At 42.3% G+C, this 18,421-nt stretch carries 16 protein-coding genes; 6 read left to right on the forward strand and 10 right to left on the reverse strand.

Translation table 11 applies throughout. The annotated features are described in order from the left end of the window. Positions 1 to 20: 20 nt before the first annotated feature. Both galE and GJU40_RS03115 read right to left on the reverse strand, forming a co-directional pair. On the reverse strand, positions 21 to 1,004 hold the full coding sequence (gene galE, locus GJU40_RS03110; RefSeq protein WP_154306288.1) for a UDP-glucose 4-epimerase GalE: 984 nt from the start codon (positions 1,002 to 1,004) through the stop codon (positions 21 to 23). Positions 1,005 to 1,020: 16 nt separating this feature from the next. Beyond that, positions 1,021 to 2,187, reverse strand: coding sequence for a galactokinase (locus tag GJU40_RS03115; RefSeq protein WP_154306289.1), 1,167 nt, complete (start codon positions 2,185 to 2,187; stop codon positions 1,021 to 1,023). A gap of 293 nt (positions 2,188 to 2,480) precedes the next feature. Between GJU40_RS03115 and GJU40_RS03120 the strand changes: the two genes are divergently transcribed. Beyond that, complete coding sequence (locus GJU40_RS03120) at positions 2,481 to 3,335, forward strand: AraC family transcriptional regulator (RefSeq protein ID WP_154306290.1); 855 nt, start codon at positions 2,481 to 2,483, stop codon at positions 3,333 to 3,335. Here GJU40_RS03120 and GJU40_RS03125 read toward each other — a convergent pair. Then, the gene (locus GJU40_RS03125) at positions 3,322 to 3,573 is read right to left on the reverse strand and encodes a hypothetical protein (protein WP_154306291.1); all 252 of its coding nucleotides are present in this window, start codon (positions 3,571 to 3,573) and stop codon (positions 3,322 to 3,324) included. The two genes, GJU40_RS03120 and GJU40_RS03125, sit on opposite strands and share 14 nt — an antisense overlap. A 268-nt stretch (positions 3,574 to 3,841) precedes the next feature. Then, positions 3,842 to 5,431: a solute:sodium symporter family transporter gene (locus GJU40_RS03130; protein WP_154306292.1), complete on the reverse strand. Its 1,590-nt coding sequence runs from the start codon at positions 5,429 to 5,431 to the stop codon at positions 3,842 to 3,844. A 412-nt stretch (positions 5,432 to 5,843) separates the two neighbouring features. Here GJU40_RS03130 and GJU40_RS03135 point away from each other — a divergent pair, with 412 nt between their 5' ends. The 4 genes from GJU40_RS03135 (at position 5,844) to GJU40_RS03150 (ending at position 11,195) form a co-directional block, all read left to right on the forward strand. Next, entirely contained in the window at positions 5,844 to 6,365 is a 522-nt protein-coding gene (locus GJU40_RS03135; RefSeq protein ID WP_343031363.1) for a L,D-transpeptidase, read from the forward strand. 94 nt (positions 6,366 to 6,459) lie between these two features. Further along, entirely contained in the window at positions 6,460 to 7,272 is an 813-nt protein-coding gene (locus GJU40_RS03140) for a bifunctional hydroxymethylpyrimidine kinase/phosphomethylpyrimidine kinase (protein ID WP_154306293.1), read from the forward strand. A 468-nt stretch (positions 7,273 to 7,740) separates the two neighbouring features. Then, complete coding sequence (locus tag GJU40_RS03145) at positions 7,741 to 8,361, forward strand: FMN-binding negative transcriptional regulator (protein WP_154306294.1); 621 nt, start codon at positions 7,741 to 7,743, stop codon at positions 8,359 to 8,361. A 434-nt stretch (positions 8,362 to 8,795) separates the two neighbouring features. Further along, positions 8,796 to 11,195 (forward strand): S8 family peptidase, encoded by a 2,400-nt coding sequence (locus tag GJU40_RS03150; RefSeq protein WP_154306295.1) that lies wholly within the window; start codon positions 8,796 to 8,798, stop codon positions 11,193 to 11,195. A 465-nt stretch (positions 11,196 to 11,660) separates the two neighbouring features. Here GJU40_RS03150 and GJU40_RS03155 read toward each other — a convergent pair whose 3' ends face one another. The 5 genes from GJU40_RS03155 to GJU40_RS03175 all read right to left on the reverse strand — a co-directional run bounded on the left by GJU40_RS03155 (position 11,661) and on the right by GJU40_RS03175 (position 15,949). Continuing rightward, the gene (locus GJU40_RS03155) at positions 11,661 to 12,683 is read right to left on the reverse strand and encodes an ABC transporter permease (RefSeq protein ID WP_154306296.1); all 1,023 of its coding nucleotides are present in this window, start codon (positions 12,681 to 12,683) and stop codon (positions 11,661 to 11,663) included. After that, positions 12,680 to 13,537, reverse strand: coding sequence for an ABC transporter permease subunit (locus GJU40_RS03160; RefSeq protein WP_154306297.1), 858 nt, complete (start codon positions 13,535 to 13,537; stop codon positions 12,680 to 12,682). The genes GJU40_RS03155 and GJU40_RS03160 overlap by 4 nt, the downstream gene beginning before the upstream one ends. A gap of 145 nt (positions 13,538 to 13,682) precedes the next feature. Next, the gene (locus GJU40_RS03165; protein WP_154306298.1) at positions 13,683 to 14,027 is read right to left on the reverse strand and encodes a DUF3243 domain-containing protein; all 345 of its coding nucleotides are present in this window, start codon (positions 14,025 to 14,027) and stop codon (positions 13,683 to 13,685) included. Between the two features lie 233 nt (positions 14,028 to 14,260). After that, entirely contained in the window at positions 14,261 to 15,010 is a 750-nt protein-coding gene (gene nfsA, locus GJU40_RS03170; RefSeq protein ID WP_154306299.1) for an oxygen-insensitive NADPH nitroreductase, read from the reverse strand. Positions 15,011 to 15,022: 12 nt separating this feature from the next. After that, positions 15,023 to 15,949 carry an ATP-grasp domain-containing protein gene (locus GJU40_RS03175; protein ID WP_154306300.1) on the reverse strand — a complete coding sequence of 309 codons (927 nt, stop codon included), beginning with the start codon at positions 15,947 to 15,949 and terminating at the stop codon, positions 15,023 to 15,025. Positions 15,950 to 16,172: 223 nt separating this feature from the next. Between GJU40_RS03175 and GJU40_RS03180 the strand changes: the two genes are divergently transcribed. Further along, on the forward strand, positions 16,173 to 17,519 hold the full coding sequence (locus tag GJU40_RS03180) for a YjiH family protein (RefSeq protein WP_425481190.1): 1,347 nt from the start codon (positions 16,173 to 16,175) through the stop codon (positions 17,517 to 17,519). A gap of 155 nt (positions 17,520 to 17,674) precedes the next feature. Here the strand turns inward: GJU40_RS03180 and GJU40_RS03185 are convergent, their stop codons facing one another. After that, complete coding sequence (locus GJU40_RS03185; protein ID WP_154306302.1) at positions 17,675 to 18,295, reverse strand: flavodoxin family protein; 621 nt, start codon at positions 18,293 to 18,295, stop codon at positions 17,675 to 17,677. Between the last annotated feature and the right edge of the window lie 126 nt (positions 18,296 to 18,421).

Genomic DNA, 18,421 nt, shown 5'->3' on the forward strand with positions numbered 1-18,421 from the left:
GTCTTCAGCCTCCTGTTGAATTAATAGCCATCCGGATGTTTTTGGAACCAGTTCCATGCACTTTCAATCATTGTCTCAAGCTCCGCATATTTCGGCTCCCAGCCAAGCTCTTTCATCGCTTTTTCGGAGGAAGCGATCAGGATAGCAGGATCTCCTGCACGCCGAGGCGCGGCTTCTGCCGGAATTTCATGGCCTGTTACCTTTCTTGCTGCCTCTATCACTTCTTTCACAGAGAAGCCATTTCCATTTCCCAGGTTATAAGTGGCGCTCTCGTTGTCTCTTCTTAGCTTGTCAATTGCCAGAATGTGAGCATCGGCCAAATCCGTCACATGAATGTAATCTCTGATGCATGTGCCGTCTTCTGTTCCATAGTCCTCACCGAAAATCATGATTTTATCCCGTTTTCCAGCAGCCACCTGCAGGATAATCGGAATAAGATGTGTTTCAGGATGATGATCCTCGCCCAATATTCCTTTCATATGTGCTCCCGCAACATTGAAGTAGCGTAGTACAACGTATTTAAGGCCATATGCCTGTTCTGACCATTTCAGCATTTTTTCTATGGCAAGCTTTGTTTCGCCATAAGGGTTCGTCGGCACTGTTGGCTCCTGCTCTGTAATCGGAACATTTTCTGCTTCTCCATAGGTTGCGGCGGTAGAAGAAAAAACGATCTTCTTCACCTGGTATTCCTTCATCACCTTCAGCAGGCATAGTGCGCCGTACACATTGTTGTCGTAATATTTCAGTGGATCTTCCACACTTTCTCCAACAAGGGAGTCAGCTGCAAAGTGCATGACGGCTTCAATCTCGTTCTCTTGAAATACGCTTCTGACAAAATCCAGATCCCGCAAATCTCCATCATAAAATACTGCTCCTTCAAGAACAGCACCCTTATGACCTTTTTGAAGATTATCAATCACGATTACCTCTTCTTTTCTGTCCAGCAGCTCAGAAACCGCATGGCTCCCGATATAACCAGCTCCGCCACATACTAAAATCGCCATTTTTTCTACCTCCTGTTTATTTAAGTTCTCTTGCTCCGTCCCCGACTGCTACCACGTAAAATTCAGCTTTCAGTCCGGTTTTTTCAAAATACGTTTTGCCTGCATTTTCTATGAAAGTATCAATAAACTCATTTTTCACAATGCTGACTGTACAGCCTCCAAATCCTGCTCCGGTCATACGGGAGCCGATTGTGCCTTCTTCATCCCAGGCTGCTTCCACCAGAGCGTCAAGCTCAGCTCCTGTCACTTCGTAGTCATCTCTAAGGGAGATGTGCGACTGATTCATCAGGCTTCCGAACGCCTCGATATCTCCAGCGCCTAATTCTTTCACTGCCTGAAGAGTGCGGTGGTTTTCTTCAACTGCATGCTTTGCACGTTTGCGGTCTGTTTTATTTGAGATTAGGTGTGCATGCTTTGCAAACTCTTCCGGACTTAATTCGCCAAGAGAAGTGATTTCCAGCTCCTTCTGCAAATCTTTCAGTGCTCTTTCGCATTCGCTTCTGCGTTCATTATATTTCGAGTCCGCAAGAGCTCTGCGTTTATTTGTATTTGCAATTATGAGAGAAGCGTCATTCAGCTTCAACGGGCTGTATTGATAGTCGAGCGTTTGACAGTTTAACAGAACGGCGCTCTCCATTTTCCCCATCCCGATGGCAAACTGATCCATAATGCCGCAGCTGACACCAATAAAGCTGTTTTCTGCATGCTGGCTCATTTTGACCAGCTCCAGCATATCGTATGAAAGGCTGAAAAGTTCGTTCATCATTACTGCAGTAGCGAGTTCAATTGAAGCAGAAGAAGACAAGCCTGCGCCATTTGGGATGTTGCCGAAGTATAAAATGTCTAAACCGCTCGGAATCGTTAACCCTCTATCCAAGAATTCTTTGATTACACCTTTAGGGTAATTCACCCAGTCGTGGCTCTTCTCATATTCAACCGTCTTGCTGTCAATCTCAATCATACCCAATTCTTTGAAGTTCAGGGAATAAAAACGTAAATTACGGTCTTCCCGAATTCTTGCTACAGCATATGTGCCAACACTAAGAGCACATGGAAAAACATGGCCGCCATTGTAATCGGTATGTTCACCTATTAAATTAACTCTTCCTGGGGCAAAAAAGATTCTCGGATTGCTCCCTTCCCCGAACACTTCGTTAAATTGATTAATTAACTGATTCTGCAACACCTAATCACCTTCTATTAAAATCTATTTTTTTAGATAATCATTTTCTTGAAAACGCATCCAATACTACTTCTATTGTAGAACCGTTTTTAAAAGATTACAATGGTAAAATCAGCAGAGCAAAAGTATACTTTTTTGCTCTTTCGTATTTTTGCACTAAGTGAGTTCATTCTATATAATTTTATATGTATAAATCTCAGTGCTGCTTTTCAGCCTGTGATAATTGAATTTTAGAAAAAGGTGATTTTTTGCTATCCGACAAGTCTAAGCCCGCATCTGTAGCATTCAGGTTCATGGATAAACACATCAATGACATTGCCCAGCTTTGGTCTGTCGGCTGGGATAAACAAACCTCCTCTGTTTATAACTGGAGCGGAACAAAGCGAAAGGATACTGGGAAATACATTCTGCAGTACACCCTTTCTGGAAGAGGAACTATTGAAATTGACGGCCGGCATCATGATTTAAATCCCGGCCAGGCTTTTGCGGTCAGCAGTCCGAGCGATTACCGTTATTTTCTGCCGAAGAATAGTGACAAGTGGGAGTTTATTTATATTACATTAATAGGCGGAGAAGCTGAGAGATGCTGGCAAACGATGATTGATAAAGCAGGACATATCATCACCTTTCATCCGGAATCTGCACCGATACGCCTGTTGAAAGAGATATATGACGAGGCTGCCGGGAGGAGAATTACCAATGCATACCACGGCTCAAGCCTTGCCTACCGCTTTCTAATGGAGCTCTACCACTATATGGGCAATCTCAATAAACAAATGGATCAGTGGCCCAAGCAAATTGTAAGTGCAGTTCTTTATGCGAAGCATCACTTTCAGGAAAACATCAGCCCTGACGAGATGGCTCTCGCGGCCGGCCTCTCCCGGTACCACTTTTCAAGATTGTTTAAAAAAACAACAGGCCTGACCCCCATTCAATATTTGACCAGAATCCGCATTTTAAAGGCGATTGAGCTGCTGCAAATGACCAAATATACTGTGGATGAGGTTGCCCTCATGTCAGGCTACACCAATGCAAACTATTTAAATAAGGTATTCCGCAAGCATACCGGACTGTCTCCGGGACAAATCCGGACAAGCAAAAAGACCTTCACCGAGGAAGATCTTCAGATGTCTCCTATTCATCGTTAATTTGAATGGTGAATGAGCCTTTTCTATGCATAATGGTCATGCTCGTTCCCTTTACCATGATATTTTCAAGAATATCGCGGCCTGCCTGAAGAGCAAGCTCCATTCTGATCAGTTTTTCCTCTTCCGCTTCAGTCAGACTCTGCCCGCTGACAGATGAAGAAAACTCAACTATTTTTTCATGCTCGGCAGCAATTTTATCGTACAAATCATCATAAAGATGTTCAATTTCATTTTTCATAGGGACCACCCTGTCTGTTTACGGTTTTAAGCAACAGGTATTGCTCTTCTCTATTATACAAAGAAAGATGCACAGTTTCTAATCTTCATGTACAGCGGTACATGATAATGAAGTTGAGCGTGCTTTTCTCACTCCGTTTCCGTAAGTGCAGCTATCCCTAGTCATAAAAAAACAGCAGCCACTATACCGGCTACTGTTTTTCGTTATTCTTCTGTCAATCTGAAAACTACATTTTATCAATGAGTTTACACAAAGATTGCAATATTTCTTATCTCGCGAATCCTGCCGCTGAGAACATTACATACACAACAATCATTGCCACGACTGCAGCAAATCCCATTGGATACAGAAGTTTCCACGGTGTAAGATCGACTGCTTTTTTGTCTTCCAGCACAAAGTCTGTATCCCTCGGCCATAATTTTCCGATGAGAAGCATCAAACCTGAACAGACGACGAACAGTACGCCCAAGATGTGAAGGAAGTGGACTCCTCCATCCCAGATCAGCTGTGTAACAGCATAAACTGAAATGAACAATGCAAGTGAAATTTTCGCTGCTATAGCAGGTACTCTCTTCGTCAGATAACCAACAATCACAATTGTCAGGATTGGCACATTATAAAAGCCGTTGACAATTTGCAGATATTGAAAGAATCCTTGCGGGACAAACTGAATCAGCGGTGCAACTGTCATTGCAAAAACAGCCAGGAATATCCCCACTATTTTTCCGTTACGGATTACTTTTGCATCATTTGCTTTGCGATTAATATAAGGCTTGTAAATATTTAAAGCATACAGTGTAACAGTTGAGTTCAGCGCTGAGTTAAAGGATGACAATATGGCACCGAATAAAACAGCTGCAAACAATCCTACAAGAGGTGTAGGCAGTACATGGTTGACAAGCCGCGGATACGCTTCCATCGGCTCAAGGCCGGGACCAAAGATGTTAAATGCGATAATTCCAGGGACGATCAAGAATACTGGTCCAAGCAGCTTCAGAAATGCTGCAATAACCAATCCTTTTTGCCCTTCCCTGAGGTTTTTCGCTGCAAGAGCACGCTGCATAATATGCTGTGCAGTACCCCAATAGAATAGGTTAACAAGAAGCATTCCTGTGAACATCGTGCTGAATGGAACAGGATCTCTTTCAGTACCAATGGCATTCAGCTTTTCCGGAGACTGTTCAACAATCCTCTGAAAACCATCTGTCATGGAACCGTCTCCAAGAGCCATCAAGCCTAGAATAGGGATTAATAAACCCCCGAACAGCAAACCGACACCGTTGATAGAGTCGGAGATTGCTACCGCTTTCAATCCACCGAAAATGGCATAAATGGAACCAACGATACCGATTGCCCATACCATGATCCAGATAGAAGTGGCATAATCTACACCAAGCATCTCAGGAACGTTGAATAACCCGCTTAAGACTGTTGCTCCTGAATAAAGAATAGGCGGCAGCAGGTTTAAAATATATCCAAACAAGAAAAGCAGCGTGACAATTTGCTTTGTTGAGCTGTCAAAACGTTCTTCAAGAAAGTCGGGAATTGTTGTAATGCCGCCTTTCAGATACCTTGGAAGCAAGAAAAACGCAACAAGCACAAGGGCAATGGCGGAACCAACTTCCCAGCCCATGACTGACATATTGTCACTGTAGCCCTGGGCATTTAAGCCAACAAGCTGTTCGGTGGAGAGATTTGTAAGCATCAAGGAACCCGCGATCACCCAGGCACCAAGGCTTCTTCCTCCAAGGAAGTAACCGTCCTGTGAATCCAGCTTTTCTTTTCTAGTTAGTAAATATGAAACAATCGCAACCAGCCCTGTAAAAAATAAAAAGGACCCTATGGTCAGCAAACCCATATCTTGTACCCTCCTCACATGTTCAGCGAATTTTTATTGAATAGTTTATTAAATTAATTAATATACTAATCTTTTAAAAATTTAAACTGTAATCGTTTTCTAATTGTAATAGCGCTTTCAGGTTTCGTCAACATGGAGAAAATTGCTTTATCGCTATACTTTTTTGCTTCGTTCCTCTTTCTGGAAAATAATTTCTAGTATCTAACAGCTTTCTTTCCATTTTAAAATTAATTTACACCGCAAAACCTGGGCGGTGCTTGCATATTTACGGATCATATCAACCAGCAGCACCCCCCAAAAAGGTGACACCATTATTGAAAATATTTCTTATAATCGTTCAGCAGGATTTTACATTTTTCTTAATTTTTCTGTTTTACAATTTTCTTATAAAATATTTAGGGGTGTCTACAACGTGAAAAAGATTTTGTTGTCCTTTGTGTTTCTTGCTGCTTTCCTCGTGTTCTCCCTTCCTGTTCAAGCGGTGCCAAATCAGTTGATCATTATCAACAAAAGCACTAATCAGCTTGCCTACTTTCAAAAAGGAAAGGTTGTTAAAACCTTCAGCGTTGCCACAGGAAAAACGAAACATGCAACACCGGAAGGAAAATTCAGCATAGCCAATAAAATTAAAAACCGGCCTTATTATAAGGAAAATATCAGGGGCGGAGATAAGCGAAATCCACTGGGGGACAGATGGCTCGGATTGAAAATAGGACGGACAAACGGCACTACCTACGCCATTCACGGAAATAATAATCCGAATTCCATCGGCAAATATGTCAGCGCCGGCTGCATCCGCATGCATAATGAAGAAGTCCGCTGGCTCTATAACCAGATCTCAGTCGGTACTCCTGTACTGATCCTGCGGTCAAAGCAATCTTTTGCAACCATTGCCAAAAATAATGGATACTCAAAGGCAGTGGCAGCCAAGTAAAGAAAGCATGCCATTTTCCCTTCAGACTTATAATTGATATACTAAAAACAAGATTAATAGATATCAATTGTATGAAACTGGAGGTAATGCAAGCATGACAATGCCTAAAGCACTGACAATTGCAGGTTCAGACAGCAGCGGAGGCGCAGGTATACAAGCCGATCTCAAAACTTTCCAGGAGCATGGCGTATACGGGATGACAGCTCTAACTGTTATTGTGGCCATGGACCCTGAAAATGACTGGCATCATCAGGTTTTCCCCGTTGAAATAGAGACAATTAGAGCACAGCTCGCCACGATTGCCGATGGAATTGGAGCAGACGCCTTAAAAACCGGTATGCTGCCTACAGTGGAAATCATTGAGCTGGCTGCACATACAATCAAGAAAATGAACAATCAGCATGTCGTCATTGACCCTGTTATGGTGTGTAAGGGAGCAGATGAAGTTCTTTATCCTGAGCTGGCTGATGCCCTGCGTGATATCCTGACACCTCTGGCAACAGTTATTACACCAAACTTGTTTGAGGCTGGCCAGCTGAGCGGCCTTGGAGCAATCACAACTGTAGATCAAATGAAAGAAGCCGCTGCAAAGATTCATGATATTGGTGCAAAAAATGTACTGATTACCGGCGGAGGCAAGCTTCAGCATCCATATGCGGTAGATGTTCTGTATGATGGGAGACATTTCGACGTGCTTCAAGGAGAGCGCTTTGAAACAAGCTATACCCATGGAGCTGGCTGCACCTATTCGGCAGCGATTACTGCACAGCTTGCGAAAGGGTTAGATGTAAAACAAAGCATCTTTTCTGCGAAAGAGTTTATTACTGAAGCAATTCGCCATTCCTTTCAATTAAATAAACATGTCGGCCCTACAAATCATGGAGCTCAGCGGCTGTTCAGCAAATAAGTATAAAAAAGTCCCGGTATCTCCGGGGCTTTTTGCTTGGCTCCTTTCTGGAATTGAGTTCATTTGCCTTGCAGTACCAAAAAAGATTCCGCAGTTGCGGGCATGCTGAGGAACCAAGTTAAGCTCTTTGATAAATAAGCGTAACATTTTCCCTTATCTTTCAAGTGTCATGAAAATAGCCAAGAATAGCCGTACTTATTTCACCTATTTACCTCAAACAGCATGAAATGAAGGGTTTTTTTTAGCATAGCCGGAAAAGATCCCCTTATATTATTTAAAATAAGAAATCTTTTTCATTTAAGCGGAAATGCTTCTCTTATTCTTTATTAGTTCGCCAAACCATTTCAACCTATAGGAGGGCTTGTACAAATGGACAACATGGACCTGCATCAACATACTTATTCGAAAAAGGAAATTACCAGTCTGCATGGAATGTATGTAAGACAGTTTCAATGAAAGGAGACAACTATGTATATACCAAAATATTATGCAGTGAAAGATAAGGAGATGGCATTGTCTTTTATAAGGAAGCACTCGTTCGGCACCCTCGTTACCGTGCACGAAGGCAGGCCAATAGCTACTCATCTGCCTTTTATGGCAGTAAAGCAAAACAACCGGGATTATCTTCTCGGTCATCTGGCTTACGGTAATTCCCAGCGAAAGACATTTCGTAACGGAGAAGCTCTCGCCATGTTTCAAGGCCCTCATGCTTACGTGTCTTCTTCCTGGTATTCACAGCCCAATGTGCCGACTTGGAATTACCAGGCAGTCCACGTTTACGGAAATTTGCTTCCGCTTCAAGGAGAACAGCTGGAGGAGATGCTTTCAAACATGATAGATACATATGAAGCAGGACAGAAAGCCCCTATTAGCTGGGAAAGCATTCCTTCTCACATGCTGCAGCAGGATTTGAAAGGAATCATCGGCTTTCAGCTTGAAATTACTGATATTCAGGCAGCCTTTAAATTGAGCCAGAATAAAAGCACTGAAGATACCCATGCCGTTATAAAGGAACTTCGGGAATCAGAAAATTCACAGGACAGACAGGTAGCTGCAGCTATGGAAGAGCTTCAAAATTTAAAAAAATAGAGAAATAGTCCTCCTTAAGATTCAGGAAGGCTGGATCCGTGGCCAGATCAAGTTTTCCACAGCTGGTTCATAAATTTGTGCATAAATCATATTTATGCACAAATTTTTAGATATTCACAACTAATCCCCTGTTATCCTGCACTTATCCACAAAATTTATCAACATATCCACAGATGATATCCACATTTAGTGTGGGTACATTTGTTCCCTACAAGATATATTCACGTAATCCCCTCTATACACAGCTCATGTGCATAACTAAAAATCAACCCATTTTACTAGAAGAAAATGAGTCAAATTTATCAAGGGAATTTTTCTAACTAACAGAATATTTATAAAGTCACAATATTTTTACTTCGGAGGTGTACTTTTCTTATTCCTTTACTGCAAGAAAGCTTTTATCTACTAACATATTAAAAGGGGAGAAATGACAGTTGAAAAAGAATTTTCTAAAGACATTTGTTTACACATCTGCAATCACTTTGGGTGTTTCCAGCTTTGTACCGGGAGCTTCCGCACAACCTGCAGAGCCAAAACTGGCTCAAATACATGGTGAGGTTGATCTTACTACGACAAACAATACAACTGTAATTGTGGAGTTAAAGGAAGAATCGCTTGTTGAATCAAAACAAAAAGGAAAAAAACAGACAAAAGAAAACCTGAAAAAGGTTCGTGATAATGTTAAGCAGCAAGCTGCAAAACAAGTAAGTAACTCAGACGTAAAACGTGAATATGACTACGTTTTCTCCGGTTTTTCAATAGAGCTTCCAGCCAGTGAAATTCCAAAACTTCTTGCTTTGGATGAAGTAAAAGCAGTATATCCAAATGTAACCTATCAGGCTGATGTGGTTCCAGGTTCTGAAGAAATTGTTTCAGAAGAAGAATTTACTCCAAATATGCTAAAGAGTGCTCCTTACATAGGCTCTCAAAAGGCTTGGGAGTCAGGCTATACCGGTAAAGGTGTGACAGTCGCTGTCATTGACACAGGTGTAGATTACACACACCCTGACTTGAAGCACGCTTTTAAAGATTATAAAGGCTGGGACTTTGTAGACAATGATCCAGATCCGCAGGAAACTCCAAAGGGTGATCCGCGCGGTGCAGAGACAACTCATGGTACACATGTAGCCGGAACTGTTGCAGCTAATGGCGGCATTAAAGGCGTAGCACCGGAAGCCAAGCTTCTTGCTTATCGTGTATTAGGTCCTGGCGGTTCAGGAACTACTGAGAATGTTGTCGCGAGTATTGAGAAAGCTGTTCGTGACGGTGCCGATGTTATGAATCTTTCTTTAGGAAATTCTTTAAACAATGCTGACTTTGCAACAAGCATCGCGTTGGATTGGGCAATGGCTGAAGGCGTTGTTGCTGTTACGTCTAACGGAAACAGCGGTCCAAGAAACTGGACAGTGGGCTCTCCTGGTACTTCCAGAAGTGCAATCTCTGTCGGGGCAACTCAACTGCCGTTCGACTTGTACAGCGCAGTGCTTCCTGGATACTCTTCCGCCAAGGTAATGGGTTATCCAACTGCAGAAGCACTTCTTGCACTAAGCGGTAAAGAGCTGGAACTTGTAAATGCAGGCTTGGGCGCTCCAGCTGACTTCCAAGGGAAAGATGTAAAAGGAAAAGTGGCTGTTATTGCTCGCGGAGGCGGAATTCCGTTTGTGGACAAAGCTGAAGCTGCCAAAGCCGCTGGCGCAATCGCAACTGTTATCTATAATAACGCTGACGGTGAAGTACCTGATATTCCGGGAATGCCTCTTCCAAGCGTTAAGCTGACTAAGGCTGAAGGTGAAAAGCTTGTAGCACAGATCAACAGCGGAAATAACAAGGCAACCTTCACTTTTGCTTTTGATAAGAAAGTCGGAGAAACGATGGCTGACTTCTCTTCCAGAGGTCCTGTTGTTGATACATGGATGATCAAACCTGATGTTTCCGCACCAGGAGTTGATATTGTCAGCACAGTCCCAACTTTTAACCCGGCAAATCCTCACGGTTACGGATCTAAGCAGGGAACAAGTATGGCTGCACCGCATGTTGCTGGAGCTGCAGCACTTCTCTTGCAGGCTCATCCGGACTGGAATGTAGACGATGTGAAGTCTTCATTAATGAATAATGCAGAAAAATTGAAAGACCGCAATGGTGCTGTTTATGCTCACAACTCTCAAGGTGCAGGAAGCATCAGAGTAGTAGAGTCTATTGAAACGAAGACACTTGTTGCTCCTGGAAGCCACTCATTCGGCGTTTTTGCAAAATCCAAAGGAAAGCAAGTCGAGAACCAAAGCTTTACAATCAAAAACATCTCTAAAAATAAAAAAACATACAGCTTCGAAGCAAGCTTTAAAAATGGCAATGACGCAATCAAAGTCAAAAACGGCAAAAATTTGACAGTGAATAAAGGCGGCTCCAAAGATGTGAATTTGAATGTCCAAGTTGATGCAGCCAAGCTTCAGGCAGGTTATTATGAAGGAAGCATTCTTGTCAGCGACGGTTCTGAAGTGATTGAAGTTCCAACCATCCTCTTCATCCAAGAACCTGACTACCCGCGTGTAACATCAGTTACTGCATTAGCCCTTGGAGCAAACCAATTCTCAATCAATGTGTACCTTCCAAGAGGTGCTGAAGAACTAACACTCTATGTGTATGACAGAGACCTAAAACCAGTTGGCCAAATTGCAACATATAAAAATGTTGGAAGCCAATACCAAGCCTTCAACTGGGACGGAAGAATCAACAACGTAACGCTTCCGGCAGGCCAATACCAAATAGCTGCATTTGCAACAAAAGAACGCCAAACAAACTACTCGCTAACGGCGAACCCGATTACTATTAGGTAATTAAGAAAAGCGGAATCGGCTTGCCAGGCCCGACAAGCATAAGACGAGCATCTCTAAAAGGCGTTCTTTGCCTTCACCTAAATTTAGAAAAGCCTTGTTGTTTCTCTCAACAAGGCTTTTTTATGGTAATATGTAGAAAAATACAGCCGGAGGAAATTTCTTTTATGCCAGATGTTTTCTTCTTTATACTCATTACGTTTGCTGTTTGTTTTTTCGGATTCTCGCTCTTATTTTTTATACTTCATTTTTTTCAGCGATCCAAACAACCTGTCTCAACAGCAGCTTCGGATGTTGTAGATATCCTCATTGTCCTGCCAGTCAGTCTGCTTTTTTCTGCAATGTTCTATCTATTCCTTCTTGTCCTGCTTCCTTTCTGGAAGCTGTTTAAAAGATGAATGAGAATACAACTCCACGTTTGTTGAACAATAAAAGGCGCAGCATCGTTTCCGCAGCTGCGCTTATCTTTTATATAGAGGTATCTTTATAAAAGCGAAAATCTTCCGGGCTGTTCTCCATGGCTGAAACAGGCACCCCTGCCTTCTTAACCGCTTTTTTTCGTTTAAGAAAATAAGTTTCCCGTAAGCTCACCCTTGTATAGCCTTCAATCATTAAAGAGACTGCCAAGATGGTCAGCCCAAAAAATAATATCGGGGCAAGAGGGATCCATGGTGCTGTAAAGAGACGCCGAAAAGAATCTCCAATCAAGCCGGACCACTCGTTTGAGAGTGATCTCGGAGGATCAGCCTGCATTCCGAATGAAATGAGTGTGCCTCCGAGAAATAAATGAAATAGTCCGAGATGCATGAGCAGTATCAGCACTTGAATGACCTGCTGTCCATAAAGGATAAAAAATTTCTCTCTCATAACAGGAACAGCATGCCTCCACATCAGCCTCCACTGGCTGGCACCAAGTGTTTTCGCACTCATGATGTATTCTTCCTTCAACACCTTGGCAGTTTCATTTCCGATTAATGTTGAGAGGATTGGAACTGTCAGCAGAGTAAGAACAGCAGCCTGATAAAAAATTCTTTCCCACATTGAAGTGGAGAATCCTTCAGGAGGCATGATGAGAACAGGTGAAAGCAGGTAGATGGCAATCAGGCTTAACGGAACATAGTGAAAGGAATCTGTTAAACTATTAAGCTGCTTTCTGATTCCGCTGAAATACGAGCCGACAGCAAGGCCCAGCGGAATAGAAACGATCATCCTCAGCAGGGCTACTCCCAGCACAAAAGGAATCGTGTATTTGGCACCCATGAGAATTTTACTGAACATATCATATCCGAATAGATCGGTCCCAAAAGGCATATACCATTTTGGAGATATAGGAGAAGCCTCCAACAGTTTCCCGCTCTCATCATAGAGGTAATTTTGCTGGCGTATCGTTTCCCCATTAAAAAGGGTAAAAACAAGGCTTGCTGATAATATCAAGAAGAGAATAAAAAACCCCGTCATAAACAAGGGACTGCGTACGAGTTTTTTGATCATATCCCCTCCCCCCTTCCAACCGTGTTTTCAAGCAGCAATTCTCCAAATTTGTAAAACAGAAATATCGGTATGAACAGGGCAAGAAGTGCTGTTGTGAATACTTCGGGAGACATATATTTGAGAACATAATGAGTAATGCCAAAAATGTTAAATAAATGCTCCAAAACAAGCAGGTTCGACAGCATAAACCAGATTGTTGTTTTGGATTGATAAAACAAGCTCACCAGGATATTTCTTAAAATATGTACAATAAATATGAATGCTTTTTTTAGCCCTACCGATGCAGCAAACAGCGGATAATCTTTGCGCAGCTCTTCTTCAAACAGGTAAATGGAAAGTCTGTAAAGCTGAATGGTCGGCAAGACAGACAAACAAATAATTGGCAGCACATATGGCTTGGAATCCATTATGGAAATGACTGTAGTAAGCTTGATGCCTGTTTGCTTGTAAATAGTAATCACAAACAGCTGGAGCAGCAAAATAACAAGAATATCAGGAATCGACTCTGTCATGTATACAAACAGCTTCACTCTCTCTTTCACGGCTAAAGGAAGGAGCATGGTCAGCACGGTGAGAACAATCGAAACAGTTAGTGCTGCAAGAAAAGCAAAACCCATTAACGTGAAGGAATAAATAATTGCATCAGTAAATTCAGGAAACAACTTTACATCAACATCCCCGCTGACATAAGCTATTTCCCAAGGCCGCAGCAGTCCCGCTGCTATATCAACAGTTTTATGAAAAAAAGCACTGATTCCGTTTCCATCCATCAGCACTGGAAGACAGCCGAGCAAAACAATTCCCGTTACCGCAAAAGCAAATTGCAGTGTAATCCCTATGAAATTCCTTATCATCTTCTATACCTTCTTCTCTCTTTGTTTGATTCATTATATCACTTATTGTCGAAAAGAAAGGAAAAAAGAGGAAAACTATTTGCTTGCTGAATCCCCATGAAAAAGAGGCACCTCCATGGAGATGCCCCTTTCTATATCAATTTGATTAGCCTTCTTTTTCCACCATGCGTACAAGCATATGAGCAAGGGCATGCTGCTGGTCTTTGTCTCCCGTTCTCCATAGCTCTTGAAGAAGTTTTTCTTCACGGTTTTTAGGCTCCACGTTGGAAGACAAATAACCTGCTACTTTTTCAGCTGTTTTTGCCAGCTGCTCTTCACCCATTCCAAGCTTTTTGCCAAGTTCTACTTTTTCATTCAGATAGCTTTTGAAATTATCGAAGTTTTGTAGAATCTCTTCTTGCTTTTCATTTCCCATGCGATCCATCACGTTTTCCACTTTGCTGTTATCAACTTCACCATTCTGGTTTACTACATGTTCATTGTTTGCCATTTCAAATGCCTCCCCAAATATTGTTTTTCTTAACTCTTTATTTAAATATCCTTTATGGACAAAGATGAAACCTGTCAACATGCAGTAATTGGAGCAGGAGAGCATTGGAAAAGAGCATGATATGGCCTGAACAGCGGGATGCCGCATACAAAACACATGCCTGAATTTGGTAAAAATTAATTTACAAAAAAAGCATGAAAAAACAGGTTTCCTGTACTGGAAACCCGTGATTACTACCTTTTTCCGAAGTTTTTATTTTCTATAAACTCTTTCATATACATCCGCTGCGGCTGGGAGAGCATCTGTGCCATTTGACTGGTCCACTTGTCGCTTCTCACACCGTTTGTACGGTCTTTGTAATAGGATGAGAGAATTTCATTGTATTCTTCAAGACTATTATAAGAAACATCTTCATCCTGTCTATATTCATTTTCATGGTAGATCTGGGAAAACGGCAATCTTGGTTTTTTCTCAGGATTCTGCGCCGGGTAGCCTACAGAGACTCCAAATAGCGGAAGAACAAGGCTGGGAGCTCTTAACAGCTTGTTCACTTCCGGAAGATTGTTTCTGAGACCGCCAATATAACAAATTCCCAGTCCCATGCTTTCTGCGGCAATACAAAGGTTCTGAGCTGCAAGGGATGCATCAATGACTGCAACCATAAACTTTTCAGTGCTTTCCAGGGATTCTTCGACCTTAATGCCTTCCCTTTCTCCAATCAGATGGTGCCTGTACAAGTCTGCACAAAAAATAAAGAAATGGCCGTTGTTCGCAACATAGCTTTGATTTCCAGCCAGTTCCGCCAGCGCCTCCTTCTTCTCTCTATCCTTCACGCCAATAATAGAGTATGCCTGAATAAAGCTGGACGTAGACGCTGATTGGGCGCATTTTACCAGAATTTCTATCTGTTCTTCCGTTAAAGGAGTGTTTTCAAATCTTCTGATAGAGCGGTGATTCAGTAAAGTTTGAATGGTCTGATCCATTGCATATCCTCCTCAGTCAAGAAGCGCATTTTTTAAAATCAGCGCCATTTCCTTCATAGCATAAATGCCCTTGATATTCTCTGCTTCTGAATTATAATTTGTATTGGTATTCACATCATACGTATAAATTCTGCCATCAGCAGCCTGAATATTTTCTATGCCGGCAAACGCAATCCCATTTTCCTGCAGAAATCCTTCATACTTCTTTATTAAACTCTCATCAAAACCATCCAGTATGCTGAATTTAGGCAGGGATTCTTCCCCGGCGGGACAAAAACCTTCGCCTATCGAGCAGGCATCTGCAGGACAAAGTTCAAAACCTTCACTACTATCAACAGACACTGCATATAGAAACTTTCCATTCAGGAATTCACATCTTGTAATTCTTTGATCAGGAGCATCAATATATTCCTGCAAAAGTGTCAGGCCATCAACAGAATCCTCAAATTCACTTGAACTGACATACTTCTCCAGACCTTCCTGTGATTGAAAGAGCCTGACCCCGAGGCCTTTGCCTGCCCGGTTATGTTTTGTAATAAAGGGTTTTCCCTCAAAAATCCCGGCACTATGCAGCAGCTCTTCTTTCCCTGAGGCCACCACGGTTTTAGGCGTCAAAATTCCCGCAGTCTGCAAAGCCATATACTGTGCAGCTTTGCTTACCTCAAGCTGTATCGCATTTACACCGTTAAATACTTTTCGCTGATGGCGCTCCAGCCAGGATAGAACAGCACTTGTCAGTTCAGGTGCATAGCGGTGGCCTCTCGTATGCGAAGAGGCACTCATTCTATTATAAAAAACGCCTTCAGGCGGCTCTGCAGATAAATCTATTGCTCCCCTATCCAAAAACCATTCTTCATAGGGTACATTCAGCTTATCAAGCTCCCTTGTCAAATGAATGGTCCACTCTGAATTCTCATGAAGAATATATACTTTTTTCATTAAACTTCCCCTGTTTTCTTTAGATTTTTCCATGATTCATATGTACCGTTATCCTACATTTTTTTAACTATTCGGTCAACAAATTGAGACTTGTGTTTGACATCTTGCTATTTAGGGAATTCCATCACAGATTTTTAATTTACCATTGCTTTTGAAAAGAAATGTATTAAAATGAAAGATAGTGCATAATTATCCCGATATATCTTTCGAAGGAGTTTTTATGATGAATGAACGTTTAGAAGTTAAGAATTTTACTAAGTTTCTTCTCCCTTCACTACTTGGCATTTTATTATTCATGATCCCTATTTCCTATCAAGGCGAAATTACCATTCCCATAGCTATTTTATCCGGCATTCTGCAGGATTTACTCCAGCGCTACCTGCCGGGAATCATGACGCTTCTTATTACTCTATCAGCAGCAGGCACATTGCTCGCCAAAATTAGCAAGCCGGCTTTCCTTCAACAAAGCCCTTTTCTTACCACTCTATTTGATGTGACAAAGGGCTGGGTACTCGCACGCACTCTTGGAGCAGTGTTTGCAGTAATGGTTCTTTTTGAACTTGGACCTGAGTTTATTTGGTCTGAAGGCACAGGGGGGCTCCTTTTGTTTGATCTGCTTCCTATCCTGTTTTCTGTATTCTTCTTTGCAGGACTTTTTCTCCCGCTGCTTCTCAATTATGGTCTTCTTGAGCTGTTCGGGGCATTGCTCACCAAGGTAATGAGACCCCTTTTTAAGCTGCCTGGGCGTTCATCAATCGACTGCCTTGCATCATGGCTCGGCGATGGAACCATTGGGGTACTATTAACAAACAGACAATATCAGGAAGGCTACTATACAAAAAGAGAAGCTGCTGTAATTGGGACAACATTCTCGGTCGTATCAATTACCTTCAGCCTGGTGATTATTTCCCATGTAGGGTTAGGCCAGTATTTTCTTCCCTTTTATCTGACAGTTGGACTCGCGGGATTGGCAGCGGCACTTATCTGCCCGCGCATTCCCCCTTTATCCAGAAAGCCTGACACATATTATAAAAATGCTCCAAAGCAGAATACAGAGCTGATTCCAGAAGGCAGCACGCCATTTCAATGGGGTCTGAGCCAGGCTGTTGCAAAAGCAAAGAAAAATAAAGGATTGAAAGAGTTCTTTTCAGATGGCGGCAAAAACATTCTTGATATGTGGCTTGGGGTTGCTCCAATTGTTATGGCTTTTGGAACAGTTGCCCTGATCATTGCAGAATACACACCGCTGTTTAAGTGGCTGGGACTTCCATTCATTCCGCTTCTTCAGCTCATGCAGGTTCCGGAAGCAGTGGAAGCATCACAAACATTGATTGTCGGCTTTGCTGATATGTTCCTGCCGGCCGTCATCGGAAGCGGCATTGAAAGTGAAATGACTCGGTTTATCGTTGCAACAGTCTCTGTCACACAGCTGATTTATATGTCAGAAGTGGGCGGACTTCTGCTCGGGTCGAAAATACCTGTATCATTGAAAGACTTAATCATTATCTTTCTGGAGCGAACTCTTATTACGCTTCCAATCATCGTGTTGGCCGCTCATATTGTCTTTTAATGAAAACAGCCTCTCTGGGTGACAGAGAGGCTGTTTCTTATTTTGCTGAATCAAGCTATATATGTTGTACCAAGAAAACTCCTTGGTATAAAGTAAGGAACAAGCAGAGCCTGTCCCCTTCTGCCTCCAGGATTCGCTGCAAAGTTCAATGATTTCTACATTAAATTTCCCTCTGCAGGTATCGGTCTTTCTTTCAGCATTCTGGCGAAGTGTGAGAGGTTATAGCCTAGATAATTCACATGTGACTGCGTAAATTCGTTTTCATTGCCGTTTGCCTCAATATAGGATGGCCCCGGTCCTGCTTCTCCAACCCAGTAGCAATCTGCATTCGGCGGAATTGTGAAGCCCAGATGAGACAGGCTGTAAATGATCGATTGGGCGGCATGCTTTGCTCCATCTTCATTTCCGGTCACAACTGCTCCTGCAACCTTATTGTAGTAAATGGACTGCCCTTTTTCATTCGTGTTGCTGCTGCAGCTGTCCAGACGCTCCAGAATCAGTTTTGACACACTGCTTTTTTCGCCAAGCCAGACAGGCGTAGCAATAATTAAAATGTCCGCTTCCTTTACCTTTTCGAAAAGCTCCGGCCACTGATCACCATCCCCCATATCTTCTTCCATTCCAAAGGAAATCTGATAATCTGCTGCCCTGACCTTTTCCAGTTCTATACCCTGATCGGTAAAGATACTTTGAACTTCACTCAACAATGCATCTGTATTGGAAGTTTCATTGCTTTTCTTTAATGAACAATTTAGTGCCAATGCCTTTATTACCATGTGTGCTGCCTCCTTTTCGTTATTAATTAGGTGAAAAACAAGAAAAAAGCTCCTTTAGAACACATCCCCTATCCATACATAATCAAAACAAAGCAATTGTTTTCTGAATATTTTACCTATTAAACA

It is taken from the genome of Metabacillus lacus, assembly GCF_009674805.1.
GTDB classification, from domain to species: domain Bacteria; phylum Bacillota; class Bacilli; order Bacillales; family Bacillaceae; genus Metabacillus_C; species Metabacillus_C lacus.

Bases quoted from the DNA above. Each gene is read 5' to 3' on its own strand.
- galE (WP_154306288.1), bottom strand. From the start codon at position 1,004: ATGGCGATTTTAGTATGTGGCGGAGCTGGTTATATCGGGAGCCATGCG.
- GJU40_RS03120 (WP_154306290.1), top strand. From the start codon at position 2,481: ATGGATAAACACATCAATGACATTGCCCAGCTTTGGTCTGTCGGCTGG.
- GJU40_RS03125 (WP_154306291.1), bottom strand. From the start codon at position 3,573: ATGAAAAATGAAATTGAACATCTTTATGATGATTTGTACGATAAAATT.
- GJU40_RS03130 (WP_154306292.1), bottom strand. From the start codon at position 5,431: ATGGGTTTGCTGACCATAGGGTCCTTTTTATTTTTTACAGGGCTGGTT.
- GJU40_RS03140 (WP_154306293.1), top strand. From the start codon at position 6,460: ATGACAATGCCTAAAGCACTGACAATTGCAGGTTCAGACAGCAGCGGA.
- GJU40_RS03145 (WP_154306294.1), top strand. From the start codon at position 7,741: ATGTATATACCAAAATATTATGCAGTGAAAGATAAGGAGATGGCATTG.
- GJU40_RS03155 (WP_154306296.1), bottom strand. From the start codon at position 12,683: ATGATCAAAAAACTCGTACGCAGTCCCTTGTTTATGACGGGGTTTTTT.
- GJU40_RS03160 (WP_154306297.1), bottom strand. From the start codon at position 13,537: ATGATAAGGAATTTCATAGGGATTACACTGCAATTTGCTTTTGCGGTA.
- GJU40_RS03165 (WP_154306298.1), bottom strand. From the start codon at position 14,027: ATGGCAAACAATGAACATGTAGTAAACCAGAATGGTGAAGTTGATAAC.
- nfsA (WP_154306299.1), bottom strand. From the start codon at position 15,010: ATGGATCAGACCATTCAAACTTTACTGAATCACCGCTCTATCAGAAGA.
- GJU40_RS03175 (WP_154306300.1), bottom strand. From the start codon at position 15,949: ATGAAAAAAGTATATATTCTTCATGAGAATTCAGAGTGGACCATTCAT.
- GJU40_RS03180 (WP_425481190.1), top strand. From the start codon at position 16,173: ATGAATGAACGTTTAGAAGTTAAGAATTTTACTAAGTTTCTTCTCCCT.
- GJU40_RS03185 (WP_154306302.1), bottom strand. From the start codon at position 18,295: ATGGTAATAAAGGCATTGGCACTAAATTGTTCATTAAAGAAAAGCAAT.